General features: G+C 57.5%; 1 protein-coding gene (cut by both window edges). It reads right to left on the bottom strand.

The coding region annotated (locus Q8Q08_00405; GenBank protein ID MDP2652474.1) for an inositol monophosphatase family protein crosses the window boundary (this coding region is incomplete at its 3' end): on the bottom strand, nt 1-13,950 show 13,950 of its 142,750 nt. The annotated region is longer than the window, extending 89,614 nt past the left edge and 39,186 nt past the right edge.

The following is a 13,950-nucleotide window of genomic DNA, read 5'->3' as shown; positions in this document are numbered from 1 at the left end:
AGGCAGGCCGTCGAAGTCATAGTAGCGGGCCAGGATCTCGCCGGTCACCGGATGAATCGCGGCGGCCAGGATCGTGTTCTTGTTGGCGTCCTCGCCGCGGTAAACTTCGTGCAGTTCCTGCAGATGATCCAGAGAGGCCTTGCTGGGCACGATGTAGGCCTGGCCCGGCTTCATGTCGAACCCGAGGTTCTTCGGATGCTTGAAGAAGTCGGCGGCCACCGGATCGGTCTCGTTCTTCAGGGTGTAGAAGCGCTGGGACACGAACAGGACCTCTTTGCCCTTGATCTCGTTGAGGCCGTTCTTCAGGGCCGACGTCTTGATCGTGTTCAGGTTGTACTTCATGTAGAACACTCTCTGTTCCGGATTCGTGACCGTGGTGCCGTCGGCGAGCTTGACGACCTGGCCGGCCCTGCCGCGTTCGATGGCGTAGACGATGTTCTTGTCCTCGTTCTTCATGGCTTCGGCCAGGAACTCGATCTCCTTGAGGCCCGGCAGGTACACGGCGCGGAACTGCTTGCTCTCCCACACCGAGTCATGGGCGTCGATCTCCTTGTTGCCCGTGTTGCCCAGGATCCTGCTGATGGGTTTGCCGATGAGCGGGATGCCCTGCAGGAATTCACCGACTTCCTTCGGCAATTCCTGGATGCCGCTGGCCAGAGGAATGACGATCATGTTGGCCTTCTTGATGTCCTCGAACGTCATCTCGCCGTTCTTGCCTTCCGTCAGGTACGGGTTGCTGATCTTCTTGGTCGAGGTGTCGAGGAGGAGCCTGCTGAGATCTTTGGCGCCCTTCGGTTTCCAGAACGGATTCTGGCTGACCACGATGAGGCCGCCGCGCTCGTTCAGCTTCAGGCGTTTGTCCTGAAGCATGTTATACACGTCGGCCGCGGCCTTGGCGTAGAACAGGAAGCCCAGGGCCTGGCTGGCGGCCGAGGCGCTGAGGAGATCTTCGAAGCCCATGCCCATGTTGATCAGGTCGAGATACGGGGCGGCGCTGTTCTCGAGCCCGAGCATGAAGTTGGCGTTCATGTCGTCGTTGATCTTCACCGACTGGTTGAAGAAGGCGTTGCCCGGGTTCCAGTTCAGGGCGATCGCGCCGAAGAGATTGATGCGGTCCTTCTCGGTCGGGTTCATTTCCTTATACTGCTCATAGATCGCGTTGGCCACGACCCCGGCATGAGAGCTGACCGTGTGGGTGTAGGCATCCATGTAATCAAATCTGGCCTTGGCCGCCTTGCGGTCGGCTTCGGGCTGGTCGATATTAGCCATCATCTCGAACTTCTTCAGGTCCAGCTCAACCTGGCGAAGCTCCTGATCCAGTATCCTCTGCTCGTCGCCCAGGTCGGCGATCTGTTCTTCGATCGTCTTTTCTTTCCGTTCGATGCGGCCGGTCTCGGCCAGGTAATTCTGGCGTTGCCGGTCATTCATGGCCTTGCGGGCGGCCTCGACAGCGGCGGCGTCAGACACGGCGATCTTCGCGGGCAGAGGCGTGGTGAGGTCTCTGTCCTCGCCGTTGATACTGATCTTCAAGAGATACCGGGACAGGGAACCCTGGGCCGCGGTGATGCCGATCACATCGCCCTGCTTGATCTCCTGGCCGCTCTTCACGCCGCTGAACAGCGATCCCACATGGCCGAAGATCTGCTGGATCGTGTCAGCGCCGACCTTGGTCTCGATCACGACGGTCCAGCCGAAGCGGGTCAGGTCCGTCTCGACCACGCGGCCGCCGGCCACGGCCCTGACTTCGCTGTAGGCCGGAACAACATGCTCGACAACCGTCTGGGTCAGGCCCTGGTAGACGGCGTATTGCGGCTTGTCTTCGACGTAAAGCTTTTGGGCCCTCTCGCTGTCGATGTAATTGCCGATCTCGATCTGTTCTCTGCTGCCCATCTCGCCCTTGGCCGCCGGACGAGTGAAATGATACATCGGGAAGTTCGAGGTGAAGACCATCTGGGTCGCGTGAATGCTGGTCTTGTAAGCCGCGTTGAGATTGACGAACAGTTCAAAGAGGATCTTGCGCAGGAGGGCTTCTTCCCTGGTGCGGTCGTTCTCGCCCACCACCAGCACAACGCCCATGGCCGGGCCGGTCCTGCCGGCGATGACCTTGGTGCTGTCGCTGAAGATCGCGTTCAATTGCTCGACCACGCTTTCCGGCATCTTCACAGCGCCGGTCTTCCGGGTTGTGATCGTTTGATATTGCTTGTCGCCGATGCGCACAACCAGGAACGATTCCTTGAATTCGTTATGTTTATTGACCATCGTATAACCGCGGCCTTCGGCTTCAAATCTGTCGCCCGGCGTGGATTCGATGACTGCGATCACCGGATACGCCGCCTTGCCGTTTCTGGCTTCCTCTTTACTGACGATGGCGTTCAGGGACCTGGCCTTCACCCCGGCTTCGGCCTGGGCGGTCTTGGCCGGCAGGTTGCGGTCGGCGCGGATATTGATGAAGCTCGGAGCCGGCGAGGTGAATTCGACCTGCGGGTTCTTGAGCTCGGCCATCACGGTCTTGGCGAACGGTGTGGCCTCAATGCCGGCGACGACCGGATTGACCTTGCCCTGCTCAAAGTTCACCAGGGCCAGGGTCAGGACCTCATCCATGCTCTTGCCGGCGGCCGTCTTGCTGATCTCGCTGACGAGATACTGGAAGTAGGCCGTGGCCGCGAGCAGGTTGTTCATGACATCAAAGGTCTGTTCATACGTGAGGGCCGTGCGGTGATCCATGCCCAGCCGGATGTTCAGGCGGGACGCCTGCAGGAGCTCGGCGCCTTTGGTCCACTGCTCGGCGGACATCGGGATCAGGCCGCGGCGATCTTCGGCGGAGCGGAAGTCGCTGGTGAAGTTGCTGGTATTACTGATAACACTGAGGAAGAATCTCCGGAACGCTTCGGACGGCTCGCCGAACTTGAAGACCGAGTTGAAGTTGACGCGGGCCGCGTCGGTGCGGACGCGGGCCAGGGTGAGGGCGATCCCGGCCTCCTTGACGGAGACGGTCGTTCCGGCCGCGCCCGGATATCTCATGGCTTCAAAGGCCTTGAACTTGCTGTCCTTGACGACCTTGCCGGCGTTGCCGTTGCGTTCGTTCAGCAGGGCCTGGAGAATTCTCTTGTCGGCGTCGGTGGCTTCGCCGGCGGCCAGCAGTTTGCGCAGGGCCTCGATGAGTTCGTCCTTGGCCACATCGAACTTGCCGGCAGTAGCCGCTTCGACGGAGGCGGCAAACAGGGCCTTGCGGTTTTCTTCGGCCGCCTTGGCCTTCGCCGCCGCGTCTTCGGTCTTCTTGGTTTCTTCGGCATTCACATCAGCGGCCTTGACCGGTTCGGTCTTCACAGCCGCGCTGCGGCCGGTCGTCTGATCCACGACGGCCTTGATTCTCTCCGTGACTTTTTTGATCGCCGCCATGTCCTCGCTGTAGATGGCATCCGGAAGTTTGGCGATTTCTTGGGCCATCTCATCGCGTGTGGCCTGGTCGAGCTTGTGAACAATGTCAAGCAGGTTGGCATTGCCGGTCTGGGTATAAACATCCCCGATCTGCTGCGCCACGGCGGCCAATTGCTCTTGAATAGCGTCGGCCTTCTGGTTGATGTACTCCTGGGCACCGGGTTCATGGTCCACGGTGTTGCGATACTGATCCAGAACACCGTTGGCCGTCTGCTGGAATAACTGCAATCCGAGCAGGCCGGCGTAGGTCAACCGGGTCAACTGACGCTTGGCTTTCTCGATTCTGAATTTGATCTGGTCGCCAAAACTGCTCAAGGACTCATCCGTCTTGCCTTCGATTTCGCTCAACAGAGCTTTATCTTTCTCGATAGCAGCATTCACGCCCTCGGTGACCACGGTCAGCCGCAACGGTTCAAGCTCCTGGGCTTCTTTCAAGGCCTCGGCCGTCTTCTTGTCGGTCAGGCGGACAATCTCGCTCTCAACCAGCCGCTTGCGGAAGTCAGCGTCTTTCTCGGCCTTGGCCAGGGCATTCAGAGAAGTTTCGCGCTGGGTCAATCTGTTCGCAAAATACTGGGCCAACTGCAGCAGGGCGATGGCGTTGTCCTGGGCATCCTTGTTTTCGCTATATTCGATATCGATTGTCGCGCCGGCTGCGACGTTCATGGTCTTGCGGATATACACCGGCAGAGTCCAAGCGGAGACACCGGCTTCGCGGGCGGCCTGACCGGCCACGGTCCTCATCTCGGCCATCGGCAAGCCGGTGTCTCTGGACACCTGCAGGACGACCTGCAGGCGCTCGGTGTCCTTGATCTGATTCTTGAGGAATTCGACGGCGCTGTCCTTGCTGTTTCTCTTGAACAGTCCGGCCACGCGGCTCCAGAAGGACGGTCTCTCGAGCATCTTGACCGCATTCTCGCGGGCGGCCTGGACCAGCATGACCTGGCGCAGGGTCAACTCGGCGATCTTACGGCTGACGCTTTCAATCTTTTCGCTGACAATTTTCTTTTCGTTTTCTTTGATCGTGGTCACGAGCTCGGCCTGCAGGGATTCTTTGGCCTGTCTCAAAATCCTCAATTCGTTCTTCACCTTGCCGACGGCTTCAAGGCGGCGGGCTGTTTCGGCCATGACCGCGGCGAAGGACGCATCCTCGTCCTTCAGCCAGAGACCGGCGAAGAACTCGACGGCCTGTTCCATCTGCTCGCGGGAACTGTGCACAACCGGCCAGCCGGACTGCGTAAAGGCCTTGCGCATCGCGCCGAACAGTTTCGCGTTCTCGGCCTTCATGACCTCGTCCAGCGTCATGCCGCGTCTGACGATCTGCTTGACGTCTCTGAGCATCTGTTCGTCGGCATTGCTGTTGTCCAGCTCGCTGCGGACGGCCGTGAGTTCGGCCAGCGTGAACTTCTTGTTTTCCTTGGCAGGCACGAAGTGGAACTTGCCTTCCATCTTGGCATCCACGGCCTGCGCGAGCTGCTGGACAGCGTAACGGTTCAGGTCCACGAGATAATTGTGAGACACGGTCAGAACGCTGCCCTCGAACTTGAAGTCTTCCATCTGCTCGGCGATGCGGACAGCCACGGCCGCGCCCTTGCCGGCCTTGAGCCCGGCGGCCTTGTTCAGGGCCGCGGCCAGCGGAGCTTCGAGCGTAAAGGTGTTTTCCTTGGAAATGTTCACGGCCGCGCGCAAGTCTTTGCGGGACATCTCGACGGCAATGAACATGTCTTCAAGTTTGGCGTAACCTCTGGCCAGGTCCTGGTCACGCTGGGCCACAAATTTGACAATGATGCTGCTGGAAATCTCTTGCGGCAGGTTAAAGGTCACGGCCTCGACCGGCGTCACCGTGAGGGCGCTGCGGATCGCGGCCAGTTTCTCGGCCAGGCGGCCGGCAATGATGTCTTCCGGAGCGATGACCAGGATCGCGTCCTTGCCGGCGGTCAGCGTCTCGATGCCGTAGTTGGCGGGCAACTCGCCCATGGTCCCGGCCTTGCCGTCACCGGTGATTCTCTCGTAGGTGCCGTTGATCGCCCGGACCAGGACCGTTTCTTCGCCGGCAACCACGGCGGCGATGTTCGCGGTGTATTCGCCTTCTCTGCCGGTTGGCTGGGCGGCGTCTTTCAGGGCCTGGCGGAGGATGGACGCCATGGCCTTCTGCTCATCCAGCTTCTTCACCAGGTCATCCTGGCTGGCAACGGTGCGGATATCAACGGCGCTGGCCGCGGCGCGGACATCTTCAATGGTCTTCAACTGCTCGAGGATTCTGTAAATCTGCCTGTTCTCTTCGGCTTCCTCGACGAATTCGGCGAGCGTGAGGGCGCCGCCATTGAGGACTTCGGCCTTTCTCAAAGCATCCTGGCTCAACACCTCGACCACGCGGCCTTCGACCATGGTGAGGGCGGCGGCGCCGCGGCGGTAGGCCAGATAAGCGTCGGTCAAATCAAATGTTCTTTCCTTGCCGCCGAAGAACGTGTAAACCGCCTTGGCCGGATTCACGATCACGCGGTTGACCTGGTCGCTGTCCTTATTGAAATGCTTGTCAGCCACGTTTTCAGCGCCCTCCAGAATGTCGGCGCCCAGGGTGAGCAAGCTGCCGCGATGATCAACCTTGGAACCTTCGATCGAGTGGATGATCGTTTCCACCGGTCCGCCGATCAGTTCGGCGCCGGAGACAACCCAGTCGATTTCATAGTTGATCGCGATCAGGCCGATGAGGCCGGAGTAGAAGGTCATCTTCAGAGAGCCCATGGTCCTGGCGGCCGCGGCGGTCTTCTTGGATTTGGCGCTGAAGCCGAGCAAGCGAGCCGCCCAATCGAACGGCACGATCAGGTTGGCGAAGAACAACACCGCCGCGGCGGCATACAGGGCAACCTTGACCATTCTGCCCTTGAAGGACGGACGGCCGTATTCGGCTTTGAGCTGGGCCAGCAAGTTCTTGTCGGTCTCGGCGTAGAGCAGGCCGCCCATATAAGCGTTCTTGACGCGGGTCATGCGGGTCCAGTTATTGAGCGAAATGTTGTTTTTCTTGGCCGCGATCAGGATGCGTTCGATGGACAAGGTCGGCAAGCCATGCTGATCCACCAGGCCGCGGGCGAAGAGGCCGTCCGCCAGAACGCGGTTGGCGATCGTCTTCACCTGCGTGCGGACCTGCAGGAGGATGTTCAGGACAAAGGTGTGGCCGATCTTGGCCAGGATCTTGACCAGGACTTCACCGGCGATATACCCGGCCAGGATCGGAATACCGATCGCCGCGACCCATTTGCTGAGGAAGGCCAGGGTCAAGCGGCCGAAGGCGAATCTGAAGGTGTTGTAAACGACCGGGTGCTTAAACTTGTATTCGATCGCGTCGACTTTCACGCTCGATATGTTCTCGGCCTCATGCAGGGCGGAGAGAATCAAAGCGGCCGGGATGATGATCTGCTTCGCGGCAACTTTTCTGTTGAACGCGTAGAGCCGGGTCGCGTGCGGAGCCACAAAGTAATAGGTCACCTTGCCCAGCAGATACACAATCGTGGCCGGCAGGAGCACCGCGGCCACCGGCGTCTTCACGAACAGGCGGACCAGACCGTTTTTCGGCAGGTAGGCGTTGACCGTGCTGTAGAAGTTGTAAGCCTCTTCAATCGCTTCAATGACCTCGCGGGCCGTGCCGATCCTCTTGATGCGGGAGGCCATCCGGGACAGGACGTTGGTGGCGACTTCCTTCTTGGCCGCGCCCAGGTCGGTCTGATCGATCTTGAACTGACGGTTCTTCAAGAGCACTGCGGCGCGTCTGATCAGCTGGGCGTCGCCGGATTCGAGGATTTTCTTGATCCCAGCCACCGCGACCGGCTCGAGACCCTTGATGTTCATCACGGCTTCGAGATACTCCTTGTCATCCAGACCCTTGGGCAGGCCGCCCTGGAAGCTTTCCTTCAGGACAACCGCCAGGGCCACGAAGACCAGACCGAAGACAGCCATGATGCCGAAGGCACTCAGGAACGTTGCGCCGGCGATGAACTTCGCAGAAACGATGGCTAAGACACTGCTCAAGCCCATGAGCCCGAAGAAGGCGGCCAGGCCCTTCAGGGCCGGCTTAATCACGCTGTCCTTGACCATCAGGCCGGCCGCCAGGGCAACCGCAGCCAGGACCGCGCTGGAGGCCACAAACACGCTGGAAGCGAGCATCTTGACCAGGAAGGCTCCCACAACCGGCAGGAACAGAGCCCAAACATTTGGCAGGAGAATCAAACTCACAGCCGCCACAACCACGCCCAAACCGAACTTGACAGCGACTTCGCGGCCTTTTTCGGTCTGCAGGTATTCCTTTAAAGTCTTGCCGCTATCTTTCACATGCCTGTAGGCCACATAGGCCACCAAGGCGATGCCGACCACGACCAGCGCGGCAACAGCCCAAATCACCCAAGGAGCCACGGCCGGAGCGGCTAAGGCGGCCTTGGCCGCAACGTCCGCGGAAACGGCAGCCACGGCATTGGTCCCGGTTGTCACAGCGGCCACAGCGTTCGTGCCGGCCGGAACAGCAACGGCGCCAGCCGCCATGGCCTTGCCGCCGAAGAACACCTTGGCGGCCAAGAGCCCGGATGTGACAACTGTGCCGGTTTTATAAACCCTGGCGGTTGTCGTATTCCGGACAGGAGCATCTTCCTGTCTATGAACCACAGGAGAGATAATCTCGTTGGCCTTAATCGGATATTGTGTCGTGTTTTCGTAGACAACACCGCCCAAGGAATCGAGATAACGATTGACGTAACTCATCGGGATGACCACGTCGATCTTATCGTCTTCTTCCGATTTATTGACGTCGATCAGAATCCTGACGTTCAAACGATCCGCTATCTTCTGAAGGAGTTTCCGGACTGCGGCCTCCTGCACGCCCAACGTGACGTTATCGTTGGTGTAAATCTTTTCTCTCACATACACGAATTCCGCGCCGGATTCGCCCACATAAACGCCGTGCAGCAACACAAAGCCGGTCACCTGGCCATGCTGGTTGCGGATCAGGATAATCAATTCCTGGGCATCGCCGATGAAGCTCATCAAACTATTCTTATTCACGCCCGGCTGGGTGCAGCTCTGGCAGTTTCCTGTCCCGTTATTGCCGTAGCGGCCGACTTTAAGGGTTTCTTTGAGGTCATAACTGACTTCGGCGGTCATGGTTCTTGCGGCCTTGACTTCGGATGTTTCTTCCAGGAATTTCACCAAATTCTGCAGAAGGGCAATCATCTCGGAAACGATCTGGGCTTCCGGCTTTTGCAAGTCCACCAACTGCTTATGAATGACCTTCAGGGCGGAGATGAGATCGGGCAAGAGAGGGGCATATTCCCGGGCAACGGCCACGGTCTGTTGCTGCTGGTTCTCCACGGGCTCTTGGGCGATCCGGCGAATTCTTTCAACGATGTGGACCGCATCCTGTAAGCTGTTTTCCTGTTTGAGAGCGTTCAATTTCTGGATCAGACCCAAGGCACGGTTACGCAATTTATTCAACCCATTGGCCAACGTCATGGCCTTCAGGGCTGTCAGATCTCTTTGTGCAATGGCCTTGGCGAAATCAGAACCTTCAGACGCTTGCGAAGCCAGGGCCTTTAACTCGGCTTCGACTCTCGCGATCTCCTGAGGATCGGCCTTTTTGACTTCCGCAGGATTGAAATGATGTTCTGCGGAGTGACGGTCGTAATTCTCCAATGTATTGCGGAAGAATTGATCGAAGAAGGAAACTTGTTCTCCCTCGCCTTCCCTGGCCTCGGCAGAAAGTCCGGGTAAGGAGGCGATCAAATCTCTGACGGCCTTCGGCGCCTGGGCACGTTTTTCATCCGCAGGCTGGCCATAAACTTTGCCGACCGCGAGGTCATGGCTGATCTTGTATTGGGCCACCCCGTCAGCCCCTTCTTCAAAGTAGACCCTGACCAGCGTCACAAGGATTTCTCTGGCCGTGCCGTTATAATTCTTGGCGAAGGTCAAGAGATCCATAAGGAATTCCGTGTCTGCCAGGGCGGCCTTGGCATCAGCGTGGATCACCGGCTGACCCTGCTCGTCCCGCTGGAATGGAATCCCCAAGACCTCTCCGACTCTTTCCTGGGCCAGACGGGCGATTGATTCTTCAAAGTTGCCGGAGATGACGGCGGTCGCCAACCCTTCATCACTGATGATGCCTTCTCTGTGTAAAGTCGCGGCCGTGGCAAAATAATTGACGGCGCCAAGGAAGTTCTTCTTTTCGTTCACGATCAATTGAGCAAAATATTCGATATCCCTGACGTTCTCAATGAGTATGAACAAAGCGCGGGTGACCAAGGCCCGGCGAATGTTCAACGTTTCTTTCTGCAGATATTCGGTGAGCGCCTGACGGGTCGCTGCGTTAAGAGTCGCCGTTGTGAATCTTCTTCCTTCTCCAGCGGCGTAAGAATATGTGAAGTTGAGCATGAATTCTTCAATGATGTTCAAGCCCGTATTCTTCCGCTCGAACTTGAGAAGCGCGACCAGCATGTACCCGTAGAACGCACCGCCGGTTGTTTTGAGCAGACCAAAATTTTTCAGATGCAACAGCGTTAAGTCTTTATCTTCTGGGGTGATCTTGCCTTGCATCAACAGCAGGGCTGTCCAAACCTCCGCGTCGCCGGTCAAAAGTTGCCTCAAGGCATCCTGATGCTTCACGGACAAGTCAACCAGCGGTTTAATACCGAACGCCTCGATGACCGGGCTCAAAGTTTCAAGGCGCCCTTTCAATTCCTCAAACGCGATGGATCTGGAAGCAAGGGTGGCAATATCTGCCACCCCAAATTCTCTGATCAATGCCATAAATTCTTCAAACGTTTCTTTGCCCTCCACCTTATCCGAGCCAGCCAAGGATGCGTTCAGGAATGCCCCGACCCGACTCGTGATCTCCTCCTCTTTCAATGGTGATCTGCCGCCGTCATCGAATAAGTTTGCCCCATGACCCCTCTCTTTATTTGCTGTGATGACTGCAACCGCTGCTGCAACCGTCTCAAAAGTGACCCGGGCACGAAGCGGTTCAGCGATCTTCGACCTGACTTTCTCGAACAATGTGACAGCATCTTCAGGAGTCTTCCTCACAACAAGTATGCTTGTGGAAGAACGGTTCATTTCCGTTACTAATAACATGAGGCCATGGGGGCCGAACTCCAGAAGCAAGGCCTTGTATTTCAAAAGCCAAGTCAGATGATCGCTGCCAAAAAACTTGAGATTTTCTTGCTCTCTATGACCGAGCTGGATGAGGCCGACAAGCCCGTGACGTTGAATCACGTCTCTTAATTCTGTCAATACTCTATAGGCTGTCGTTGCGCCCAAGCCCAATCTGAGGAGGTCCTCAATGGTGGCGAGATCTTGTTGACCAAAGCGGCCGTTAACTGTTCTCACAAATTCGACCAGATTGATCAGCGGCCGAACATTTGCCTGGATCTCTGCAGCACGATCTCTTCCGAACAAGTCAATAGACATAAACTTCTCTTGAACCATCCTCTTACTTGATTCCTGGTTATCCAATTCCATCAATTTCATGAAAGGCTCAACACCCAACTGCACCACCAGATCGCCGATGGAGGAAGATCTCAAGACATCAGCCATGATTTCCTCGTCTGTGCGCTGATCTTTCGGCTGCGCCTGGGCTTGAGCAGCCATGTTGCTCAAGAATAATTCAAAAGCCTTCTTCTCTGCGTTCTTCTTATGAATGCGATAAGCAAGATATGCCCCGGCGGCCAAGACAACAACCGCCAGCAACACCACACCCCAGCCCAGGACGCCGAGGCCGAGGAACGTCGCCTTGCCTGCGACAGCGGCCTTGGCAACGGCCGTGCCCGTGACCGCAGCCATGGCATTGGTGCCGGCCGGAACAGCCACAGCGCCAGCCGCCATGGCCTTGCCACCGAAGAACAGTTTGGCGGCCAGGAGCAGTCCGGCAACGCCTGTCAGTTTCTTGATCGCTTTCTGAATCATGCCGGCGTTGAAGTAATACTCGAAGGCCTTGCCGGTCTCACTGTAGTAATAATGATCGCCGAGCTTCGTGTACAGTTTTTCGATGGCTCTCAGGAGTTCCACATCCTCGGTCGATTCGTTGCCCTTGTAGAGATCATTCAAAATATTTTCAGCAGCCGTGATCTTCCCGGCTTTCAAATAGGAAGCGGCGATCTCAATGATGGTCTTCTGATATCTGTTGTTCAACTGCGTGACCTTGGCCAGGTCCTCTTCAACCAGGTCGAACGTGCCCTTGGCCACGAGATTCTTCACCACCTCGAGCATATATTCATTCAGGCGGATGACCTGTCTCAAATCATCCGTCGCGTCATCGTTGCGGCCGTTGGCGGCAAAAGTGCCGGCGCGGTCCACAAAGTAAACGGCGGTTCTGTAGGCCTCTTCGAACGACAACGTATGGATCGCGATCTGGCCGGCCTTCAGCTTGCGGGCGATGTCCGGCGTGTTGATCTTGTGGCCCATGTCGAGCAGGAAGTCGGCGTCCAGATCGCGGTTGGCGCTCAAGGTGTCATAAGCTCTCGAAACGCTCTTCAATCTGCGGATAATGAGAATTGTGCCCACGATAGACACCAGCACAATCACCCCAACCCAGCCCAACACGCCCATGCCGAGGAACGCCGCCTTGGCAGCAATCGCTCCCTTGGCCGCAGCCACTGTCGTTGTGCCGGCTGTCACTGCATTCGTGCCGACCGGAACAGCCACGGCACCCGCCGCCATGGCCTTGCCGCCGAAGAACAGCTGAGCGGCCAAGAGCATGCCGGCAATGCCAAGAGCAGACTTGGTCAGCTTGGACAAGGCCAGCTTTGCGGCGCCGCGGAACTCATGGGCGCGCCGATTTTCAAAGTTGCCGGCTTCGGCAAATTGGGTTGCAAATTCAAACGCTCTCCAGAAGGTATCCACCATCTCAACGGCGTCAACATGATCGGCAACCGTCTCGGCATTCCCCAATAGGCGCATGAAGGCAGCGCTGCCGGCCGCATAGGCCTTCAACACATCGTTGACGTCAAAGCCGAGCTGGGCCGACCGCTCTTCGATCGTCTTGAACCACTCTTCCACAACGCCGGCCGCAACGTAATAGTAAGGATGATACGGATTCCGGCTCTCCGCCGCAAAGATCGCTTTCAGATGATCATGAATCTGGGAAATGGTCATCGGCCGGCCGGGCTGCAGGTAGGCCGCCAAGGCCTTCAGGGCGAGGTATTCGGTGATGCCTTCGTTGAGCCACGTTACAGGAATGCCGCGGACGTTGAAATGGATACCCTCGTGCGTCAGGACGTGCAGGGCGAATGTCCTGGAGGTTGCGGCATAGGCTGTGCCGACAAAGATGACGTCGAAATACCAGTTATACTCGGCCTTCACCTCTTCACCGTCGATGAAACGGACATTCTTTGTGAAATCTCTGAATGCGAGGCCGCGGGTGGCCAGGAACGGCCGGACAATGTTTCCGGCCTCGTCAACCCGGGCCTGCTCATGGGCCTGCGGCGGCCTCGACTGAATATAATGCCTCAAGGCCTGCTCAAACCGGGTCCTCATCATGATTCTCAAATCGTCTTCGCCGAATTGTCCGGCTTCATTTCTTGATTCGTAGACCCGGACGAAGTAATTACGGGCACCGCGTTCAGCGCCTTCATCAATCGCCTGTTCGATATTGATTCCGACGCGTTCGGCCAACGCCTGGATCCTGACATCGGCCGCCATCTCGGCCTTGACCTGAGCAAAGGCCTTGTCAACCAGAGCAATGGTTTCAGGCCGATACATGGAGCGGCCCTGCATCGTAGCTTCGTTCTGGCGGATTCTTTCCTGGGCCTTTTCTTCGCGTCCGCTGGCCGGGGTCGCCTTTCTTGCTTTGCTGAAGAATCTGATCGCCCAGCCGATGACGGCAGCCACGGCAACACCAACCCAGAATTCGGGAGCTGTCACCGCTTTATGGAGGAATTCGGACAACGGACCGGCCACCGCTGTACTGGTGGACAACAAGAAGATACCGACCGTCGTCACCGCTTTCTTCCAGCCCTTGCCGGTCCGGATAACGCTGGCGGTCTTGACCGGTTCTTCGGCGACCGGGGCGACGGTCGGGGCGGCAGATTGGGCAAGACGGCGTTCCTTCAATTCTTTGGCCAGCGACCATCCCAGCCAGATCGCAGCGCCGACCATAATGGCACCGGCAATGGCGAGGACAATCGGCCATGACGACATCAAGCGAATGATCGTGAAGGAACCGCCGAAGAACAACAGATAATTCATCTCAGAGGTGAGATATTTTTCGATGGGAAGCTTGTTCTCGTGCCGGAACGTCTTGTCGAATGGCGAAACCCAAATCGACATGGCATTGTGTGCCGCAACAAACTCTTCAACCGTCTTACCTGCGAGAAGGGCGCTGATGCTGACGTCTTCCTCATCCGCCGCCGGCTCAACAGCAGAGGTGTCTTCGCCGTTCTCAAGGCGTTCAACGGCTTCAAGAATCTTGGTCTCAAGATACCTATAGACTCTCGCCAGATCTGAGGCGGTGATGACTTCCTTGTCCTTAAGCTGTCTTAC

This window comes from Candidatus Omnitrophota bacterium (genome assembly GCA_030688425.1).
Taxonomy (GTDB): domain Bacteria; phylum Omnitrophota; class Gorgyraeia; order Zapsychrales; family JANLHA01; genus JAUYIB01.
The sequence above is the reverse complement of the archived record's forward strand: the minus strand, read 5'-3'. Positions and strand labels throughout refer to the sequence as shown.